This window comes from Bacillus sp. N1(2025) (assembly GCF_053470005.1).
Genome location: NZ_JBLTJB010000007.1, coordinates 155,916 through 178,325, shown reverse-complemented (window position 1 = coordinate 178,325; position 22,410 = coordinate 155,916). Strand labels below are relative to the sequence as shown.

Below are 22,410 nucleotides of genomic sequence, written 5' to 3'. Positions count from 1 at the left end.
TTAAACCTCCACTTCATAGGTATCCCAGATGTTTGCCGCAGCTTTTTCGTTCGTTTCTTCTTTGCTGTCCGGCGAAATCAGCCGCTTATTTAATGCAGGCGGTGTTAAAGGATGGCGCTTGATTGGGCGCCCTTCGTCTTCCTGCCACGCTTCCACAATAACGTGGGCGTTTGTTCCGCCGTCGGCAAAGCAGTTAATTCCTGCCGCCGGTATTGGTGACGGCCAGTCTGCCAGAGTGCGGCTGAACTGAATATTGGCCTTTTCTCTATCAAAATGTGTATTTTCATGCTCGCCTGATAAAAACGGGATAAAGCTCTTTTCTTTCAGCATGAGAACAACTTTTATGAAACTTGCAATTCCTTCCGCGCAAAGCGGGTGCCCGATGTTCGGTTTCACAGATCCGATTCCGAGCGGGCCGGCGTCTTTTGAACGGTAGACGGATTGAATGGCCTTCAGTTCTAACAGATCCGTCACGACCGTGCCTGAACCGTTCGCTTCAATATGAGTAATGTCTTCCGGCTGTTTTCCGCTTTTTTCAAGAGCCGTCTTCATGACGGATTTTTGCGCTTCCAGACTCGGCGTAGCCGGGCCTGCCGTTCTTCCGTCATTATTGACGGATGCCGCCTTCACTACGGCATAAATAGAATCTCCGTCTTCAATCGCCTGAGACACGGTTTTTAAAAGAACCATTCCGACACCCTCGCCCAGCACGACTCCATCGGCGCGTTCGTCAAATACATGGAACGACTGCGCTTTACTTAATATGCCGCGCTGTTCAAATAATTTATGGGTTTCTTCTGATTCAAACAGGCTCACGCCGCCGACGACGGCCGCTTTTATTTCTCCTGTTACAAGAGCCTGCACGGCCATATTCATGCCGACTAAAGCAGAAGAACAAGCCGTATCGAGGACAACACTCGGGCCGCGCATATCAAAATATTGAGAGAGATTTGCGGCCAAATAATTCTGGCCCAGCGCGACGATCGGGTTTTTCGCATCCAGCAGTTTCTCTTCACCCGGTTTGTGACGGCTGCGTCCGCCGAGATACACACCTATTGCTTCTCCCTTTATCTCATCCGGCGTATAGCCAGCGTGATACCACAGGTTAAGGCATTCTTCCAGAGCGGCCAAAGCTTGAGGGTCCATTGCCTTTACATCTTCTTCAGCCAGTAAAAAGAAGTCCGGATCAAATTGATGAATTCCATCAAGCATTCCCGCGTAATAAGGCGTCTTCAAACCCCATCGCTCAGCCGGAACAGGACCGATAGCCGAACGGCCTTCAGCCAAAAGCGACCAGTACGCCTCTAAAGAAGCCGCCCCCGGAAACCGGCAGGACATGCCGACGACCGCGATATCTTCCCGGTGAATCTGTTTTCCGGCCGGCTCTTCTTGCACCTTAACGGCTTGTGTTTCAATCACCGGCTCAGCCGGCTTCTTCATAACAGGCTCCGCCGCCAAATCAAACCGTTCTGACAAAACTTCTGTATATCCTTCGAGAAGCCAATTTGCGAAAGATTGAATCGTCGGATATTCATACAGAATGGACGGGTCAAGCGATGCCGAGAGATTCCGGTTGATCCGCTGCAGAAGCTGAGCAAGAATAATGGAATCCACTCCGTAATCTTGGAATAATACGTCTGTCTCAAGCTGGTCCTGATCAATCCGCAGCTCTTCAGAAAATAATTCTTTCAGCCATTCTTCTGTTTTCCTTGTTAATTGAGCGTTATCTGCGGCAGTGTCAGCGTTTTTTTCCGCCGGTTTTACCATAGCCGGACTTATTGGCTGATCCTGCCTGCTCCGCCGCAGGAATCGCTCCGGCTTCCACAGCTCAGGATTCAGAACGGCCGGCAGCACCGGGCCCCTTGCTGATTCAAGAAGTATGCCGTCAAGGAGCTGTAATCCTTCTGCATTCGTGATGCTGTATAGCCCGCTCTCTTTATAAGCTTTGTTTGTTACTTCGCCCATTCCGGTTTCTTTCCAGTTCGGCCACTGAATGCTTACGATCGGCAGCTGCTCTTTGTATGAGTTTGCAAAATAGTCCATATACGCATTGGCCATGGCATAGTCGGCCTGTCCTGCCGAAAGCGCCGGTATCGCAGCTGACACGGAAGAGAACAAGACGAAAAACTTCAGCGGCTCTTCGCTGAGCACACTGTATAACGCCTGAAGCCCGTCTACTTTCGGCTCGAGCACGCGCTGTATGTCTTCATCGGTTTTTCTGATGAATGCGAGCGTCTCTTTATCGGTCACACCCGCGCAGTGAATCACGCCGCCGATAGGTCCGAGCGTCTGTTTTATCTGACTCAGTTCCTGTCTCAGCCCGGCTTCATCAGCTAACGGGACTGACAAAACCTTCACTTGTACACCTTTGGATTCCAAGTCGAGAACAGCTTCAATTTTCGCTTTTACAGAAGCCGTCACCCCATTCAGTCCGCCCGTCCACTCACTTCGCGGCGGAAGGGTCTCACGGCCTGTAAGCACCAGTTTTTTCACTCCGTAATGTTCGGCAAAATGGCGTGCGCATAAAAGGCCGATCCCCCTCGTCCCCCCGGTGATCAGAAGCACATGGTTGTCCGGAAAATCAATTCTCTCGCCTTTCATATCCATGTTTTCTGAGCCGCTTAATACAGCGCGGTAACGCAAGCCGTTCCTCCGGCAAACTTCCGCGTCATCAGTGCGGGCATGAAACTCATCGGCAATCTGCTTCGCCAGTTTGTCATCAGAAAGCCCTCCTTCAAGGTCGAGATGCCTTGAAGACAGATGACCGTACTCGCACGCCAGCATTCTGTACAGACCGGCCCGTTTTGCTCCTGTTGTTTGATTGGCCTCTTTATTTAATGACTCAAGGTCTTTCGTGACACAAAGCAGTGTCATCCCTTCTTTATGCCCATGCTCAATCAATTGCTGAAGCCATTTGATACCGGTCATATCTTCAGAAGCTTCTTCTTTCGCTGCGCCGAGAAGGTCGATGACGCCGCCAAACGCCTGCCAGTCATATTCACCGGCAAGGTCTGATCCTGTGATGATACGGTGATTCGGCATATGCGCTGCGATCTCTTCTGCGAGATTGATCGTGTCCCCGCCTGTCAAAATCGCAACGGAACGTGCGCACGGTTCACCCAGTTCGAGCGGGCTCGGTTCCCATTGTTTCGTCAGAATACGTTTCATCCGTTCCTCTGTATGGACCTTCTTTTTGTCAGGATTCTCAGGCACCCAATACGTGTCTTTTGCGAACGGATAAGACGGAAGACTGAGTAAACGCGGCGTACCCTTTTCATACAGCCGGTTCCAATTCAATACGCCGCCTTTCACCCATACCTCTGCCAGCTTGGCGAATTTTCCTTTTTTAATCCAGGCGTCAATGACGATGTCCATATCTTCATCTGCGGTGAACAAGGCAAACGTATCTTTATTGCGGTGAGACTGGCCGGTATACAGCCCGGCAATGTTTTTCTCATTTTTCGTAAATGCTTCCAGCTTTGTTTCCAATTCCGCCATCGTCGCTGCAAGAATGGCCAAGCGCTCTTCCATTTCGTCCCTTCCGGTTTGCAGCGTATAAGCGACGCCCGCCAAGTCTTGATCTGTATACGGCGTTTGACGGATCGCTTTTTGCAGCTGCCGCGCCTGTTCAAACAGTTTTTCTTTTGATTTGGCGGACAAAACGATGATTGCCGGATTTTCCGGGCTGTGCTCAGGCTGAGCGGCTGCTTTCGGGACATACTCTTCAATGACGATATGGGCGTTGACCCCGCCGATGCCAAATGAGCTGACCCCGGCCCGGCGCGGAATGGCATTTCCGTTTCTATCTTTTGCTGCCGTCCATTCCTGATTTTCCCGCACGATGTAGAAAGGACTGTCATCGAGCTGAATGTACGGATTGATCGTCTCGCAATGCAGGCTTTTCACCAGCGTTTTGTGCTTCATTTGCAAAAGCACTTTCATGACGCCTGATACTCCCGCGGCAAGCTCTAAATGGCCGATATTGCTTTTGACCGAACCGATGCCGCAGCGGTGACCGAAGACTTCAGGCTCTTGATTTGTTTTCGCCAGCTCGTGAAACGCCGCTTTCAAACCGTTTATTTCAATCGGGTCGCCCAATTCCGTTCCTGTACCGTGCGCTTCAATATAAGTGACGGTGCTCGGGTCCACTCCCGCTTTCCGGTATGCTTTCACCAATAAATCAGCCTGCAGTTTCGGATTCGGCGAGGTTAACGTATTCGCCCGGCCGCCGTGGTTTTCAGCCGTACCGCGGATCACGCCGTAAATCGGATTGCCGTCACGTTCTGCATCTGTCAGTTTCTTCAGCATCAGAATTCCCGCGCCTTCTCCTCTGACATACCCGTTGGCATCTTTGGAGAAGGTTTTGCATTTTCCGTCTTTGCTGAGCATGCCTGCTTTGCTGTAGCTGATATGCGCTTCTTCCGTCAGAATCGTGTTGATTCCCCCGGCAATCGCCATGTCGCATTCTCCGTTTTCTATAGCGGATACCGCCCGGTGAATCGCCACAAGCGAGCTTGAACATGCCGTTTCAATCGGCTCACTTGGCCCGTGAAGATTTAACAAATAGCTCAAACGGTTCGGACCTATGGAAGGAATCATGCTGCCTGTCGCCGCATGTCCTTCCGGCGCAAGACCTGCCCTTGTGAACAAATCTTTATAACCGGTATTTCCGGTGCCGATAAAGACGCCCGTATTTGTGCCGGAAAGGCTTTCCGGCTTACAGCCCGCATCTTCTATCGCCCGCCATGCATAAGTCAATAACAGCCGCTGCTGCGGATCTAAATATTGGGCTTCCCGCGGTGAAATCCCAAAGAACAGCGGATCAAATTCAGCTATTCCGTCGATAAAGCCGCCCCACTTGATATTCGTTTTGTTCCCTTCAAGATTCGGGTCGCCATCAAACGCTTGCCAATCCCAGCGTTCTTTCGGAATGGTTGTGATCGAATCCTTTCCTTCTTTCAAATTGCGCCAAAATTCCTCTATATCCTTCGCGCCCGGGAATCGGCCGCTGATTCCGACAATGGCAACCGTATCCAAGCGGCGCGGCTCTTGTGTCGCTGCCGCAGCGTTCATTACCGTTGCGAAGCGCTTTTTCCGCTGCATTTTCGATTTTTGGGCTTTTGGCTGCTCTTTTTTCGGAGACTCTTTCTTCTTTTCGCCGAAACGGCCCGGATGCTCTTTTGCCAAATATCCGGCGAGACCGCTGATCGTTCCGTACTCAAAGAAAATCGTCGGCGCCAGCTCCAGCTGATACGCTTCATTTAATTGATTCGTAAAGACGGTAAACGATACGGAATCAAAACCGTATTCACTCAATTCCGTATCTGTCTCAATGTCCTCACGGTCTACTTTTAAAATGCCGCTTACCATGTCTGTCAAAGCGGTCTGAAGCGTTTGAAGAGATTCTTCTGCATCGTGTTTTTCTTCCGGCTGAGAAGGAAGGCCGGCTTCTGCCTCATCCGTCAAATACTCTGCTAAACTGCGGATCGTCCCGTGTTCGAAGAAGATCGTCGGCGCCAGTTCCAGCTGATACGCTTCATTTAATTGATTCGTAAAGACGGTAAACGATACGGAATCAAAACCGTATTCACTCAGTTCCGTATCAATATCAATCTCGTCTTGGCCGACTTTTAAAATTGAACTGACCAATCGGATAAGCGCACCGTGCCATTTGTCTCCCGAAACGGCGGATACAGGCTCTATTTTCTCCACCTGCGGCTTTTCAGTTTCAGAAACGGATAGGAAGGACTGTTTTAATTTTGCTGCGTGTCCTTCAGCTGCTAAAAGCTGCGGCTTTTCCTGAGCCATTCCTTCATAAAAAGCAGCCAGGCCTGACGCCTTTTGAAGCGGAACCATGCCGAAAGCTTTTTTCATCATTCTCTCCGTCTCGTCTCCCGCCTGCATACCGCCATCTTTCCACAGCGTCCAGTTAAAGGCGACCGTTTTTCCGTGCCGAAGGCCATTCTCCGTAAGGGATTGCCTGTAAGCGGCGTACGCATCCATAAACGCGTTGCCGGCGGCATAATCAGCCTGCCCGACATTGCCGAGAACGCCGGAAACACTGGAGAACAATACGAAAAAGTCAAGATTGCAGTCTTTGCTGGCTTCATCTAAATAAGCGGTTCCGATCACTTTCGGATCAAGCACTTCCCTGAACTCTTCCTTCGTTTTTTGCAGCAGGAAGCGGTCTTGTATCACTCCCGCAGCGTGAATAATTCCGTTAAGCTTTCCGAAATCCGCCGTAACCTCTTTTATCAGCGCTTCATTTTCCCGCCGGTCTGCCGCATTCATCTTTTTGTAGACGACATTTGCGCCTGAGTGCTGAAGCATAGCAAGCTCACGCTGTTTGGCTTCTGCCAGATTTGAGCGGCCGGTCAGAATGATTTTCGGGTGTTTAACGCGACCTGCGATTTCTTTTGCGAACATCAACCCCAGGCTTCCTGTCCCTCCGGTTATCAGATATACGCCTTCGTCCTTCCAGACGGCGCCGCCCCCTGCGGGATGCATTTCTTCCCAAGCCTTCACATACCGTTTGTCTCCTTTATAACGGATATGTTTATCATGCGGCCGATGACTGTCGTTTTTCAGTTTTTGAGCGACAGCCGGCATTTCACCGATTGATTCCATTTCGATGAGCTGACAGTCAAGTTTTCCGTATTCCAGCTCGGCTGTTTTTAACAAACCTGTTAACCCCGCAAACAATTGCTGGCTGCCGTCTGCTGAAATAACAGTCTGAATCAGAATGCGGCCCTGCCTTTTTTCGCTGATGATCCGCCGGATGTGTTCAGCGATTGTCTGCGCGTAGCTTTGGAAGCGTTCAGCGGCTGTTTCACCCTCACCTTCTGCAATCAGCAGTTCGGCGTCTTTCAGGCCGGATGCCGCTTCATCTTTTATACGGCAGGCATCTTCACAAAGTATGATCAAATGCTCATCAGCATGGACAGAGGCTTTCTCGGATGCGGCGGCTTCTTTCCAGACCGGTGCAAACAAGACCTTTTCCGAGCCTGATAGCCGCTGAGCCGATTCTGCATCGCCTTCAAGCACTCTCGTAGAAAATCCTCTCACCTTCACGCAAAGCGCTCCTGTTTCGTCGAACAGGTCAATGTCGGCTTTCTGCACGGAATCACCGGTTTGATATCCTTCGCTGAAGCGTGCATGCGCCCGCATAGTCGGCGTGCATGCTTTGACGACTTCAAGATATTCCAGCGCAAACGGCAGAATCAGCTTTTGTCCGGGAAACTCCTGCATAATGCAGATCGTTGCCGTCTGAATAGCTGAATCAATGATGCTCGGATGAAGCGTAAATTGTCCGTTCGTGTGAGAAACAGAATCCGGAAGCTGTATGTCCGAAAGCACTTCTTTCTCGCCGATAAAGGCGGACTTAATGCCTTGGAAGGCTTTTCCGTGGAACATCCCCCTGCTCCGGCCTTCCCGATAAAAGGCCGCCGGATCAAGAATGTCCGCTGTGCATCTGTTTTGTATGGCAGAAAGGTCGGCCTCAGGCTCTCGTTCAGCCTTTATGATTTCGGCCCGCCCTTGGCTGTGCAGCACTTCTTCGCCGTCAGCGTTTACGCTGTAAATGTCATATGAGATGATGCCGTCCTCTTCAGGGAACAGCGCAATATGGACCTGGCGCTCTTGTTCGTGAACGACGATCGGCTTCATCCAGACGGTATGATGGAGCGTTATTCTGTCTTGGTCTTTTAATAAGCCGCCAAGCGCCCGTTTTACCGCTTCATAAGACATTTCCAAATATGCCGCTCCCGGCAGCACAGCTTTTTCCCTGACCACATGATCCTTCAGGAAAAATTCTGAGCCTGTAAACCGTGAGCTGAACCGCTGAACGGCCAAATCTGACGTATTTTGCTGCACGAGCGGGTGTAAAACTGAGACTCCGGTGTGTGCGGCAGATGTGTTCGTTTCTGCTTTTTTCGGCCAGTACGGCTCCTTTGCAAACGGGTAGACCGGCACGCTGATTCGTTTCGGATGCTTGTCTTTGTAAAGCTTGTGCCAATTGATGGCGACACCTTTACTCCACATTTCACAGAGCTTCGATCCTTTTCCTTTCGCAAGCCATTTCTCAATGAGTTCAGCGCTGTCATCATCATCAGAAAGCCAGGCAATATCTTTCGCCTGCTGTTTTTCTCCCCTGAAGCAGCCTGTTACAGCCGGCTTATCATTGATAAAATCGGCAAGCTGCCGCTTCAGCTCCGCAATGCCGCTTGTGATAAAGGCCGCGCGCTCTTCCATCGCTTCCCTTCCGACTTGGAACGTGTAGGCAAGATCAGCGAGGTCGGCGTCCGTTTTTCTTTCCAGAAAAGCCAGCAGCTGTTTTGCGTACTCCTTCAGACGATCTTTTTTTCTGGCAGACAACGGAATGATGAACGGACCGGCAGCGTCTGCTGCCTCAGATGCATCCGGATATTGTTCAAAAATCGCGTGTGTGTTTGTTCCGCCAAGACCGAAAGAGCTTAAAGCCATGCGGTGCGCTCTGTTCTCACGGGTTAACTCTTTCTTTTCTTCCGCTACGTAAAACGGAGAGTCTTCTAAATGAAGATTCGGGTTCGGCTCTTTGTAATTGATGCTCGGCGCGATTTCCTGATGATATAAGCTCATGACAACCTTGATGCAGCCCGCCATTCCGGCCGCTGTATCCAAATGCCCGAGATTTGTTTTGACTGAACCGATGCCGCAGTATTGTTTTTTATCTGTATATCGGCCGTACACCGATTGAAGTGCGGACAGTTCGATCGGATCGCCGAGTTTTGTTCCTGTGCCGTGAGCTTCGACGTACGCGATCGTTTCGGGATGGATGCCCGTCTGATCAATGACCTTCTGAATGACCTCAGCCTGTCCTTTGACGCTCGGCGCATAAAATCCGACCTTATCCGCTCCGTCGTTATTGACGCCGATTCCGCGCAGCAGCGCATAAATATGGTCGCCGTCCTTAACGGCATCAGACGCTTTTTTCAAGAGCACGGCGCCGGCTCCTTCACCGCCGATCATTCCGTCAGCAGCCGCGTCAAACGCTTTAATATGCCCGTCGCTCGAAAAATTCAGCCCCGGCTGATGAACATATCCGGCGCTTGATTCCGTATGAAGGGTCGCACCGCCGACAAGGGCGTACTTGGCTTCGCCGGACTGCAGGCTTTGAAAAGCCGAATGCAGGCCGATTAACGAAGATGAGCAGTTGGCATGGACAAAATAGCTCGGCCCTTTCAACCCGAGTTTATGAGAAATCATCGTCGGAATCGTACCGCTTTGGGCAAGCACCCATGACACGTAGCCATCCGGCGTTTCCAGCTGTGCTGTCGTCTCCTCCGGCAGCAGGCTGCGGTAAGAGTTCGTGCTGGCAGACATATACACGCTTGTTTCCGGAATTTCTTTTGAGATATATCCCGCATCCTCGATTGCCTTCCATGAATGGAGCAAAAGCATTCTCAGCTGAGGGTCCATATATTCCGCATCTTTCGGTGAAAAGCCGAAGAAACCGGGATCAAACATTTCTTTCCCCTCTAAAACTGATTTAGCCGGAACGAAGCCGGGATGATCAGCCAGTTCTTCAGAAATACCGGATCGGCGGAGCTCTTCTTTTGAAAAGAAGGTGATGCTTTCTTTGCCTTCTTTGATGTTATTCCAAAATTCATAATGATCTTTCGCTCCCGGAAATTCACAGGATATACCGATAACCGCGACACTGTCCTCGTAATAACCGGGAATTTCTCCCGCTAGATGTTCCCGGTCTTCTGTATTCACTTTCTTTTGCGGCACAGGAGCCAAAACGGTTTCTTTCGGTTTTTGTTCTGTGATGTACCGGCTGATGTCTTTTACCGTCGCGTATTCAAAGAGCTCTGTTACACTGAATTCACAATCCAGTTCCTGCGTCATCCGGTCAGTGACAGTCACGGCAAGAAGCGAATCTCCCCCCGCATCAAAAAAGCGGTCATCAAGCTCTATATCTTTGCTTTTCAATACATCCTGCCAAATCGCCAGCACCGCCTGCTGGATATGAGATGATGAAAATGTTTGTGTGTCCGGCTGCTTTTCCGTCAGATCGCGGGCAGCAAGAAGCTTGCGGTCCACTTTTCCGTTCGGTGTGAGCGGCAGCTCTTCAAGTCGGATAAACGAAGCTGGCGTCATATATGCCGGCAACGCTTGTTTCAAATGATTGCGCAATTCCTTTGCAGATGGAAGCGGCTCTCCGTTTTTCAGGATATAAAACGCGCAAAGCTTCTCATTTCCGGAGTGATTGTTCACAACCACTACGCTTTCCTGTACGGCCGGATGGGCATTCAGCCGGCTCTCAATATCTCCGGGTTCAATCCGGTAGCCGCGGATTTTGACTTGGGTGTCCATCCGTCCCATGTATTCAATGCGGCCGCCGGGAAGAAAACGCGCCATATCGCCTGTTTTATAAAGCTTTGATCCCAGTTCGAGCCGGTGGCTGACGAAAGCTTTATCTGTCAGCTCAGGCTTGTTGAAATACCCTCTTGCCAATCCGTCTCCCGCAATACAAAGTTCTCCCGGCACCCCTTCTAAAACAGGGTTGAGACCGGAATCCATAATATACACGCGGGTATTGGCGATCGGGCGTCCGATCGTAAGCGCACTCTCATTTTCCGTGATACGCTGCACCGCGGACCAGATTGTCGTCTCTGTCGGCCCGAACATATTCCAAGCCTCACTTTTCGTATCTAGAAACTGCTGCTTCAATTGTTCGCTGAGCGCCTCTCCGCCGCAAAGGATTTTCACTTTTTCTTCATTTGACCATCCGGAATGAAAGAGCATTTTCCACGTAAACGGCGTCGCCTGCATGATCGTCGGTTTGTACTCTTGAATCAGCTCTTTCAGCTTTCGTGCGTCTTTTGTGACTTCTGTCTTACAGATGTTGCACTCCGCTCCTTTGATTAAAGGAAGGTACAGCTCCAGTGCCGCGATGTCAAAGCAATATGTCGTGACGGCAAGCAGTTTGTCTTCGGACGAAAGCCCCGGTTCATTCGCCATCGAGATTAAGAAGTTGGTCAGCGCCCGGTGCGGAATCATCACGCCTTTCGGTTTGCCCGTGCTGCCCGACGTGTAAATGACATACGCCAGATCGTCAGGTGTCACTAACCGCTTCAGCGACGTTCTTTCCGCGGCTGTACTTTCAATATGAGACCAATCGCGGTCAATGGCAGTTGTCTGCACGCCTCCCCAGTTCAAAGAGTGCTCTAAATCAGCTGTCGTCAGGCACATTGAAATCCTGCTGTCGGTGATCATATATTCCAATCTGTCAGCGGGATAAGAAGGATCAAGCGGCACATACGCTCCCCCGGCTTTTAAAATGCCGAGAAGGCCGACAGCCATATGCAATGAACGGTCTGTATAAATGCCGATGAGATCATCAGGGCCTGCACCGTGCGCCTGCAAATAGAGCGCCAGCTTCGTGCTTTTTTCATCAAGCTCACGGTACGTCAGCCTTTGCTGTTCATACACGACCGCACAAGCGTCCGGTGTTTCTGCCGCCTGACGTTCGAATAATTCATGGAAGCAGGCATCCGGATATTCACGGCTTGTCTCATTCCAAGTCTTAAGAATCATGTGCTCCTCTCTTTTTGTCATGAGAGAAACGTTCTCAAGCGGCATATCCGGATTCGCCGTCAAAGCTTCAGCAGCCTGTACAAATTGGCTAAAAAGCCTGGCCGCCCCTGCTTCGTCGAATAATTCGGTGCTGTATTTAATCGTAAGATCCATGCCTGATGCTTCTTCCCACATTTCAAAAACAAGATCATATTCCCCCTCCTGATGAATGTCTTTTACAAACTCACAGGAGAATTCCTTGTATTCATCAAGCATCGATTGATAGCTCGAATGCTGCAGAAAGTTCTGATAGAAAAAGGCATTGCTGAAAACAGGCGAACCGTTCTGCCGGGGTTTCGCATGCACATCACGCACCATTTTCGGAAACGGATAAAATGAGTGATCCAGTCCGTCCAGAACGGCATCCTGCACCTTTTGAACAAAGTCAGCAAATGTTTCTTTTCGTCCGGCTCTGTTCCGTATGGGAAGCATGTTGAGGAAATGGCCGACCACTCCGTCAAAGCGTTCTTCGGGTCTGACCATTGCAGGCATGCCTGTCACAATATCTTCCTTATCCGTATATTTGCTTAAAAGCACCATGTAACAGCTCAGCATGACGGTAGACAAATGAATCGAACGGGATGCGGCAAACACCGTTATATTATTCAGCAGCCGTTCGGGAAGACGGCGTGTCAGCGTATCTTCTGTAAACTCCGGAACACTGCTGTCCGTGCGCATCGGCGGAAGCTGAAGGCCAGGCAGATCGCCCCCGAGCTGTTTCATCCAGTAAGCGCGGGCAGCTTTGCTTTCTTCCCCCGCTAAATACCGCTTTTCCCAAGCCGCGAAATCGGGATGAATGCCGGGAACGGCGGCCGTAAACTCTTCTTTTCCCTCCAGCAGCGCCTGATAACGATCCAGCAGACTGTGAATAAATGTAATGGATGAAATGCCGTCAAATACGATGTGGTGAATGACCGTCAAAAGATAATGTTCCTCGGCGGATTTTGAAAGCAGCTGCACGCGCAGCAAAGGCCCGCCTTCTTTGACAAACGGCTCTTTCACTTTTTTCCGTATCAGAGCGGATATTTGTGATTCATTGACGTCAGAAATATCTTCTTCCGAGAATACAAAAGGATTTGCCGCTTCTCTGAAATAAAACCCGCCGTCTGTTTCATTCACCGCGCTTTTGAGCATCGGATGCTGCTTTAATACGAACTGAAACGCCTGTTTCAGTTTCTCTTTGTCGATTCCGGATGTGAATCGGAAACAGAGCGGGACATGGTATACAGTCGTTTCAGGCGACATTTTCTGCAATGTCCACAGCCCTTTTTGGACTTCTGAAAGCGCTGGCGCCGTTTGCCGTCTCTCCCGTTCTGCCGGCGGGTCGGTTTTTTGGAAATGATGCTCCGCTGACATGTTTGCCGCTTTTTCAGCAGTATAAGCTGCTAAAGCGCCAATCGTCGGGTTTTTGTGCAGCTCTCTTGCCGTCAGCCGGACGTGATACGTTTTTTCAATTGATCTGGCGAGTTTCATCATCTTGATGGAATTGACGCCAAGACTTTGAAACGGCGTATTTGGATCAACGAGCTCATCCGCGATGGAAAGTTTCTCTTTCAGAAAACGGATAAAATCCCGTTCAATTTCTTTCTCTGCAGAAGCCGTGTCTGAATTGCCGCCTTCTTGCCTGCTATTATGTAATGAATCAAATTCCCCTTGTTCGAATGAATGTTTCAGCTGAGTGCGCTGGATTTTCCCGATCGCCGTCTTAGGAATGTCTTCTTTTGCGACCGGAAGCAGATAATCAGGGGTAACGCCGATTCTCTGTGTCACGTGCTGGTGAATGTGATGAAGAAGCTTCGTCATGCGGTTCTCATCCAACGGAACAGATGTCACAAAGAAAATCGCCAGCTCATCTGTCGTGCTTTGATTCGGCCGGACGGCGCATGCCGCTGTATAAGACGTTTCAATTTCCGGCAATTCCTCAACGGCTGATTCAATGGCATGGCTGTAATAATTCACACCGTTGATAATGATGGCATCTTTCGTGCGCCCCGTTATCGTCAGGCGGCCTTCACGCAGAAATCCGAGATCTCCCGTTTCAAACCAGCCGTCTTCTGTAAAGACACTGTCATTTAAGTCCGGGCGCTCATAATATCCGCTCGTTACAGTCAGACCAGACACTTGGAAGCGGCCGATTTCTCCTTCTTCCACCACTTGATTGCGGTCATCGGTAATTCTCATATTAAATCCCGGAATCGGCAGACCGATCTCGACGAAACGATCGTCGTCACTCGTGTTTTCCAGTGTAAACTCATCTGAGAAAATAACGCCCGAAGACGTTTCGGACATTCCCCATGCGGGACGGATGGCATTAGCCGGCAGACCGTGCGGCTCTAAAAGCTCCATAATTCTGCGTCCGACTTTCGCAACCGCGGCCTCCCCGCCGTTCAGCATGTAACGCATGGAAGATAAGTCCCATTTCCGCGTTTGAATCTCTTCTGCAAAATCGGCAAGCAGTCCAAAGGCAAAATTGGGGGCCCACGTGACCGAAGCGCGGTAATGATCAATCAGGTCGAGCCATTTTAAAGGGTCCATCAAAATGGATTCGCTCGGTATGTTGATTTCCTCACATCCGAGATAAACATCACGCAGATGAAGCATTCCGATGCCGCCGACGTGGTCAAAAGGCATCCAGTTAAACGTGACATCCTCACTTGTATAGCCCTGCATCTGAATATTTCCTTTGACCATGCAGACGATGTTTTCATGGCTGAGCATCACGGCTTTCGGCGTGCCCGTGCTTCCCGAGGTCAAAAGCAGCATCGCCAAATCTTCCGGACGGGGATGATGACAGTCCGTATCCATTTCGTGCGCACTGAGATCTTCTGCCGCCAAAGCGCAAAACCCGGAAAGCTCCTGCTCCTCCGCCCATTCAGTCATCTCCGGCAGCACGTCACGGCTTGTGATGACATACGGCTGATTCAACAGCATCCAGGCGTCTTTTAGTTTTTGCGTCCCGCTGTTCATTTCTGTATAAGCCGGAGCGGCCGCAAGCGGAACCGGGATCGCTCCTAAAAAAACACAGCCCCAAAAAGCAGGAATCAGCTGGGAATTGTCACTGAGCTGTAATATGACTTCATCCTGAGCCTTCACTCCTGATTGGCGGAGCCCTTTCACAATCGAAAGAGCGATCTTTTTCAGGCCGCTGTAAGTCTGGTACACTTTGGTGCCGTCAGGCTGTATATATGTGATGCCCTTTTGATCTCCCGCTGCCGCGGCGGTTTTGTGCAGGACTTCAGGAATCGTCATCGGCTGATCCGCTGAAAGCCGCAATGATTTTCCATAGCTGACAGATGGCTTGAGTAACCCGCTTGCCTTCATATCACTTTTCATAGAGCTGCCTCCATTTCATCTGTATGTAAGATGTATGTCTTATACTCCGTACATCGTCGTGATTCGTTTTTTCACTTCATCATCATGAAACGTCTCATCGTGCATGATTAACTCCTTCTCAATGACGGCCGGAAGCTGCTCGCGAAACGGCGTCACCAAGTGCCTTTTCAATGTAATTAAAGAGTTTCTCGGTTTTTCCGCAAGCTCACGGGCCAATTCCTGCGCATAGTCTAGTACTTCCTGCCGCGGAAGCACCGGAAAAGGCACCCCTCTTTTCTCCAGGTCACCGCCGCGGTAGTGGCCGCCGTTTAACAGCATTTCATGGCCGAGGCTTGCCCCAAGCTTCTCCGGAACGATAAAGGTAGCGCCCATTCCGGGGGTGAAACCGTATTTCATAAAGTTTGCGGTATACACGCTTTCTTTGCTTAATATGACAAAATCACTGAAAAGCCCCATGACAAACCCGCCTCCGATTCCGTGGCCCTGCATGGCGGAAATGACGGGAATATCACATTCCAGCGCCAAAGAGTACATGCGGTCTTCCGTAAACTTCGTGATGCCCTGCTGAATCCTGAGCAGGCCTTCCTGTGTGCCTCCGGAAGCAAAGTAATGGCCGTATCCTGTTAGAATCACAGCTTTATAGACTGACGATTTTTTTATACGGGTGAACGCTTCCATCAATCCATCCGTCAGTTCTTTGGAGAAGGCGTTTTTATGGGCTTTATCCTGCATTGTCACTTGGATAATATCCGGTTCAATTTCGAGCAGTTCAACTGCGGCGTTCGGCATGATATCCTCCTAACTGTTCTCCGTTTCCCAAGGAAGCCGTCCCGTTTCTGCATAACGGGTGATGGCTGATTGGTTATCCGGATCTGAAAACATCGCTTGATTTTCGGCTAAAGCAATGGATTTCGAACGATGAACAAGGTCGTTTAAGGAATCCATGTATTTTTTATAGCGGATGACTGCTTTTTTCGACAGCGGGCGAAGACGCAGCAAATGCTTTCTCAGCTCTGTTGCTGAGTCCGGGACGCATACGTCACAAAGTCCCCATTCAAGCGCCTGGCGTGCCGGCACGGGCTTTGTCATGATCGTCATATAATGCGTCTTTTGAAATCCGATTCTTTGAATTAAAAACGGCAGAACGCAGGCCGGATAAAGTCCGAATAACAGTTCAGATAAACTGAACGAAGCACTCTCCTCTGCAATGACGATATCGCACGCGGCGGCAAAACCGACACCTCCCGCATTTACTTTTCCGCGGACGCGGGCGATTGTGATGTACGGCCCGGATTTTAATGCCAGCCACAAACGGTAAAGCGGCTCCTGCGATTCCGCATGCTGCATTCCCTGCCTCATTTTCCGGTACATCTCATCAAAATCCGCCCCGAAACAAAATACCTCCGGCTGCCCTTCAAGCACTACGGAGGTCACGGAGTCTTCACATTCAGAAAGAACGTGCAGGCATTCCTCCACTAAACGCTCATTAATCGTATTGTTGGCTTCAGGCCGATCAAAGGTGATGAAGCAGACATTTTGCTGAAAACGGACGTTTATCGTTTCATAGGTCACGATATCCACCTGTATTTCCGATGAAATTCCGTGATTTCTTCCAAATACAAACGAGGGCTTCCGGCATGATGGTCTAAAATGTTCGGAATCATATTCATATCCAATTTGACATTCCGGGTTCCGAACTTCACCAGACCGCTGCCTTTAAACAATTCTTCATACTCCTCCATGGACAGCCTGTACCTGTTGTTCAGGTGCTCTTCTATTTTGAAAGAATGCTGCCGCGTTTGTCCTTCAGGCGTCACAACGCCGCTGTAAAATTCTGAACAGCACCCGGAGCCGTACGAAAAACAGCCGATCCGCTTAGAAGTGTCGAATGCCCCTTGGTCAATCGTGCTTGCAAGAGCCAGTAAAGAGGCTGCTCCCATAATGTTTCCGACTCTTTGGCAGTAGCGGAGCCCCGGCTCTACTCTGGTTTGAAAATCCTGTTCAATTTCAGCGTTTTTCGCTTTTGCAAGCTTGCGCATCATCGTCCGGTGGGCCCCTTTGACCATGCCGCCAAACGGTGTATGGAAGGCAAGATAGTGAAACGTCTCTTTGTAGTCAGCGCCCGGCACACGGTTTTTGTACTCGCGAAAAGTCTGTTCACAGCAATCGAGATAAGACATCAATGACAAGTCGGCGTCACCGGCTTCACTGTCCGGGATCGGACGGCATGTATCCATCACCTCATAGCCGTAATAGCCGTTGGCGCCCGCATCCGCCTGAAATACGAGTGGATTTTCACCGATCAATAAGGCGACGGCACCCGCTCCGGCGCTCGGTTCTGCGTAAGACCAATCCTCGCTTAACGCATCGCCGCCTTCGGCAATTAAAAACCGGGAAATATCCGTCGCGACGACAAGCGCCTTCGCTCCGGGGGATGTCTGCGACAAAATAAAGTTAAGCGCCATCTGCAAACCCGCCGTTCCTGAATAACAGGCTTGCTTCAGTTCAAATAAACGGCAGTTCCGGTTGAGGCCTAAGTAATCATGAATATATGTACTGAGTGATTTTCCGAAGTCGATGCCGGACTCCGAGCAGGTAATCAGCAGCTCGATTCTGTCTTTTTCAGCCTCTGTCAATCGGTCGATAATCGGCTTTGCCGCGTTAACGCCGAATGTGACGGGGTCTTCGTACGGAAGCGCCACCGCTTTTTCTTTCATCAGTAAATTCTCAAATCTGGCAGGGTCTAAGTTTCTGTACTCCGCCAGTTGCATGACATCAAGGTATGCTGTCCCGCCAAACACATTTATCGCTTCTATTCCGGCAGCCGCCATGAACTTCGCCTCCAATATGAATTTTGAGTTTCCGATTATTTCACCGTTTTATCAGACAGCCTGTACCTTTTCATAAAGCTTTGCTGCCAATTCGCCGATGTTTGACACTCCCGTCAGCTCAACACGCGGGATCTGCAATGATAATTCTTCAAGCATCATCGTGATAATTTCGGCGCGGTCCACTGAATCCGCCCCCAGATCAACTAACCGGTCTTCCTGTGAAAGCTGTTCGCCTTCTAAATCAGGCAAAACCTCGTAGATTGTGTTCTGCAGCAATTCAAAGATTTTTTCTTTACTCATTGTCAGTTCCTCCCTGTTTCATCTTTTATGAATATTCCATGTTTTCAATCTATCATTTCGTCTTGTCAACACGTTTGCAAAAATGAACCTAACTTCTGATTCAAAAGCGAGGCCGTCTCTTCCATAAGCCGCATGCCGATATCATCGGCATAGCGGTTTTTCCAGGACTCCAGCTCCGTACCTTTCACCCATTGATTAAAGGCGCCTAATGCCGGGCCGCAATGAATCTGGAAGTCTACCTTGGCATCCGGGTCTCCTTTAATCGCCGAAGCAGAACTTTGCCTGAAATACCATTTGAATATGAGCGCCATTTTCTGTTTCGGATTCCGTTCGGCTTTTGAAATGTCTTCATTCGAATAATGAGCCTTCACTTTGTCATAAATACTGCTTACACTTGCCTTAAAATACTTCTCTTCTATTTGTCTGAGTGTCTTTTCATCAATTTCTTCAATTGAGCGGTGACGCTGATACAGTTCATGCAGCTTAGAGGCGCGGGTCGGAAAGAACAGCCCTTTCTTTAATACCTGCACCTTGCTGCCTGATTCAAACATATCGCCGGCCGGCGCGTAGGCCGTATCCTGTACATTCATCTGCTGCAGGAGGTCCTTTACGAGGCCGCTCGTCGCTGCCTCAACGGTGCATTGGTTAATAGATCCGGTCACAATAAAATCAGCGCCGAGCATAAATGCGGCCATGGCAGCCTCGGGCGTTCCGATTCCCCCTGCGGCTCCGACGCGGACGGTTTTGCCGTATCGGTATTTTTTCATCATGTCATCTCGTAAACGGATGATCGCCGGCATGAGACTGTAAGCAACTCCGCCGTCAGTGTGGCCGCCTGAATCAGCCTCTACGCAGATGTCATGCGCAACGGGTATTTCTCTCATCAGACTTGCTTCTTCAGGGGTAATTTTGTTTTCGGCTGCAAGTTTCTGCAGAATGTGATCAGGCGCCGGGCTGAGAAACGCTTCCGCTACTTCCGGACGGGACAGCTTGGCGATAATCCGCTGACGCGCTATTATTTGTCCGCCGGCACCGCGTTTTAACCCCTTAGCGCGAAACCTTACTAAAGCGGGAGTAACCGTTAAAAACGCTGATGCTTCCAAGTTCTGAACCCCATGCTTCAATAAAAGATCAATCATTTTTTCTTCTGAATCTGTATGCTTCATGTTATGTACAATATTTATGCCGAAGGAACCGCCGTCACGAAGCTCATGCTGAATTGACAAAATGGCGTCCTCGACGTGCGCGATGTTCAAACCGCCCGTTCCGAAAAAGCCCATCATTCCTTTTTCGGCCAGTTTGACGACCATTTCCTTCGAAGAAATTCCGCGGTACATGCCGCCGGCCAAGTAGGCGTATTTCAATTGATAATCGCGCTTAAACTCTTCATTTCCTAAAGACGCCGCCGTAATTGAGCTTTTTCCAGTCTCAGCCGGGACTTTGATTTCATCTGTTATCGGATCCGCTTCAGCCGTAATTCTTTGAATCAGCCCCGTCAGCACTTTTCCGGGACCGATTTCCTCAAAGCTCATGTTCTTTCTTCCCATTAAGAAACGGATACTGTCAGTCCAGTTCACCGATCCCGTTATTTGTCCGGTGAGTGTCTCTTTCAGCTCTCTCTGCTCATAGGGTCTTGCCGTCACATTTGAAATGACCGGGATGGACAGCGGCTTAAAATGGAAAGATTCAATAAACCGTGAAAACTCTTCCTTCGCTTCCAGCATGTATCTGGAATGAAAGGCGCCGCTGACATTTAAGCGGTGAACCATTTTTACGCCGTTTACGGCTTCAAAAACGGATGCGGCTTTTTCAATATCTTCTTTATATCCGGAAATGACAATTTGCTGCGGTGTGTTCATGTTGGCGATATCAATCATATCCAAGTGATTTTCTCTTAAAACATCCGTCACCTGCTCATGAGTCAGGCCGATCACCGCTGCCATGCCGCCTCCTTTTGCGCGGCTCATCAGTTCGCCCCTTTTTTTGACCAGCTGTAAGCCTTCTTCAAAATCAAAGGCGCCCGAAGCGTATAACGCATTATATTCGCCCAAACTGTGTCCGGCGGTAAAATCCGGTTTCAAGCCGGTTTCTTCTGTTTTTTTCAAATAACTGAGGGCATTGACGACATAGAGCGCCGGCTGAGTGAATTGAGTCTGATTGAGACGTTCTCCGTCCCGGCACAGCTCCTGAATGGAATATCCGAGAATGTGATCGGCCTTTGCGGTTAATTCAGGATAGCGGCCGAACAGGTCCTCTCCCATCCCGATTTTTTGCGAGCCTTGGCCTGGAAAAACAAAGCTGATCATCTTACAGTCTCCTTCCGGGCGGTGATAAAATGCTGTCTTCTATTTGCTGCAAATGTGTTTGTTCTTTATGAAACGGCGTCATAATGGCACGGATGCGTTCAGCCGATCCCGCGGGAAGAATCTGTTTGGCAAATGCGGCCAATGTTCCGGAAGGCCCGGCATCGATATACAATCCTTTTTGGCGGCTGTCTGCGAATTGAAGCGCTTCGCGGAATCGAATCGGCTTTCTTACGATATCCCAGAAAAAGTCCGCTTGTATATCGGTCTCAGCCTCTCCTGTCGCACTGGAGATGTACGGTATAAACGGAGTCCGGATTGATTTCTGAGCTAAAAAGCGCTTGTACGGCTGTTCCGCCTGATCAACCAGCGCTGAGTGAAACCCGTAAGATACCGGCAATAGCTGATGAGCAATCTGCTTTTCTCTCAGATCGTCCATGATCCTTTTGATATGCTCCCGCTCTCCTGAGATGACAAAGTGAGAATGATAGTTTACAGATGCCAATTCACTATGTTCGCCGAGCAGCGGATCATCTTGATATAAAGCCGGATCACCCAGTATCGCAAGCATGCTGCCGTTACGGCAAGTTTCCGTAACGATTCGGGCCTGTTCCAGCACGCAATCTAAAGCATCCTCGGCGCTCAGCACGCCCGACACAGCGGCCGCTGCATACTCTCCGAGGCTTGCTCCGATCACATAATCGGGACGTATGCCTCTTTGCTCCAAAGCATATGCAAGTGCGTACTCAGCCATAAAAATGGCAGGATGGCTGAAAAGAAGGCGGTCAAATGGATCAGACAGACGATTGCCTGTATGATACATCTCTTTAAGGACAGAGTAACCGAAACGGCTGACTGCAAAATCGTCCAAGTCAAGCATTTTCTGCCGAAAAGCGGCGTTATGTGCAAACAGCTCTTTCCCCATTTGATAGTATTGGGAACCCTGTCCAGAAAACATGAAAACAATTGGCTGGTTCATTTGTTCTCCTTTTTGCTGCTTATTTTTTTAAAATATTGATTTGTGAGTTTTTCGTGATGTCGTGTGCAGGTGAAGTGGTCGTGATGTTGTATGGCTGGCACTATTGTGTGAGATAAGAATTTTGACTTGCGTTCCGCTACATGGCGGGTGAAGCTTCAGTTTCTTTTTTGATGCGGTGAATAAGACCTGTCAGCACATGGCCCGGGCCGACTTCTTCAAATTCCATCCGCCCTTTGTCCAGCAGATAGCGGATGCTGTCGTTCCATCGCACTGAATGGTCGATCTGATCGGCCAGAACGGAGTGGATTCCGTCTTGCTCATAAGGTCTGGCATGCACATTAGAAATGACAGGAATTGATATAGCAGAAAAATGAAATGACTGTAAAAATTTTTCGAACTCTTGTTTTGCTTCACTCATATACCTCGAGTGAAAAGCGCCGCTTACGTTTAACGGATGAAACATCGTAACGTCTTTTAATCCTTCGAATACGCTTTTGGCTCTTTCAATGTCTTCTTTGCGTCCGGATATGACAACTTGGTGAGGAGAATTCATATTGGCAATATCAATCGTATGTAATCCGTGCGTTTGAAGGGCGTCTGACACTTGAGCTGCAGTTAACCCCATAACGGCGGCCATTTTTCCGTCAGTGGCCATACTCATTAATTCGCCTCTTTTACGGACAAGCTGCAGGCCGGTAATAAAATCAAAAGCACCTGCTGCAAACAGTGCATTATATTCTCCCAAACTGTGGCCGGCCACATAATCCGGCTTTATGTCATTGTCTTGGATTTTTTTCAAATAGCTTAACGCGTTTACAACATATAAAGCAGGCTGGGTGAACTGCGTCTTATGAAGATTGGAATACGGATTCTCAAGACAAAGCCGTTTCATGGAATATCCGAGTGTTTCATCAGCCTGCTCCGTTAAGTCTTTAAATTCATCAAACAATGAGCTCCCCATTCCCTGCTTTTGAGAACCTTGTCCGGGGAATAAGTATGTGATCATTTTCTCAGCCATCCTTTCTCGGATTCAGTTAAGAAGCAT

General features: G+C 49.6%; 8 protein-coding genes. All 8 read right to left on the bottom strand.

The genetic code is table 11. The annotated features are described in order from the left end of the window. Complete coding sequence (locus ACNFN4_RS16255) at nucleotides 1-14,952, bottom strand: amino acid adenylation domain-containing protein (protein ID WP_448200307.1); 14,952 nt, start codon at nucleotides 14,950-14,952, stop codon at nucleotides 1-3. 39 nt (nucleotides 14,953-14,991) lie between these two features. Next, nucleotides 14,992-15,741 carry a polyketide synthase gene (locus tag ACNFN4_RS16250; protein ID WP_003154094.1) on the bottom strand — a complete coding sequence of 250 codons (750 nt, stop codon included), beginning with the start codon at nucleotides 15,739-15,741 and terminating at the stop codon, nucleotides 14,992-14,994. A 9-nt stretch (nucleotides 15,742-15,750) separates the two neighbouring features. Then, nucleotides 15,751-16,524 (bottom strand): enoyl-CoA hydratase/isomerase, encoded by a 774-nt coding sequence (locus ACNFN4_RS16245; RefSeq protein WP_448200306.1) that lies wholly within the window; start codon nucleotides 16,522-16,524, stop codon nucleotides 15,751-15,753. After that, complete coding sequence (locus ACNFN4_RS16240; protein ID WP_448200305.1) at nucleotides 16,521-17,783, bottom strand: hydroxymethylglutaryl-CoA synthase family protein; 1,263 nt, start codon at nucleotides 17,781-17,783, stop codon at nucleotides 16,521-16,523. Before ACNFN4_RS16240 ends, ACNFN4_RS16245 begins: the two co-directional genes overlap by 4 nt. Before the next feature lie 51 nt (nucleotides 17,784-17,834). Beyond that, on the bottom strand, nucleotides 17,835-18,083 hold the full coding sequence (locus tag ACNFN4_RS16235) for an acyl carrier protein (RefSeq protein WP_014417817.1): 249 nt from the start codon (nucleotides 18,081-18,083) through the stop codon (nucleotides 17,835-17,837). Between the two features lie 65 nt (nucleotides 18,084-18,148). Next, nucleotides 18,149-20,389 (bottom strand): ACP S-malonyltransferase, encoded by a 2,241-nt coding sequence (gene fabD / locus ACNFN4_RS16230; RefSeq protein WP_448200304.1) that lies wholly within the window; start codon nucleotides 20,387-20,389, stop codon nucleotides 18,149-18,151. A 1-nt stretch (nucleotide 20,390) separates the two neighbouring features. Then, nucleotides 20,391-21,365 (bottom strand): acyltransferase domain-containing protein, encoded by a 975-nt coding sequence (locus tag ACNFN4_RS16225; protein ID WP_160182674.1) that lies wholly within the window; start codon nucleotides 21,363-21,365, stop codon nucleotides 20,391-20,393. A 136-nt stretch (nucleotides 21,366-21,501) separates the two neighbouring features. Beyond that, a complete protein-coding gene (gene fabD, locus ACNFN4_RS16220) occupies nucleotides 21,502-22,371 on the bottom strand; it encodes an ACP S-malonyltransferase (RefSeq protein ID WP_015417505.1) in 870 nt (289 codons plus the stop codon). Between the last annotated feature and the right edge of the window lie 39 nt (nucleotides 22,372-22,410).

Coding starts and splice junctions, on each gene's coding strand:
- ACNFN4_RS16250 (WP_003154094.1), bottom strand. CDS start 15,741: ATGCCGAACGCCGCAGTTGAACTGCTCGAAATTGAACCGGATATTATC.
- ACNFN4_RS16225 (WP_160182674.1), bottom strand. CDS start 21,365: ATGAACCAGCCAATTGTTTTCATGTTTTCTGGACAGGGTTCCCAATAC.
- fabD (WP_448200304.1), bottom strand. CDS start 20,389: ATGATCAGCTTTGTTTTTCCAGGCCAAGGCTCGCAAAAAATCGGGATG.
- ACNFN4_RS16235 (WP_014417817.1), bottom strand. CDS start 18,083: ATGAGTAAAGAAAAAATCTTTGAATTGCTGCAGAACACAATCTACGAG.
- fabD (WP_015417505.1), bottom strand. CDS start 22,371: ATGATCACATACTTATTCCCCGGACAAGGTTCTCAAAAGCAGGGAATG.
- ACNFN4_RS16255 (WP_448200307.1), bottom strand. CDS start 14,952: ATGAAAAGTGATATGAAGGCAAGCGGGTTACTCAAGCCATCTGTCAGC.
- ACNFN4_RS16240 (WP_448200305.1), bottom strand. CDS start 17,783: ATGGCGGCTGCCGGAATAGAAGCGATAAATGTGTTTGGCGGGACAGCA.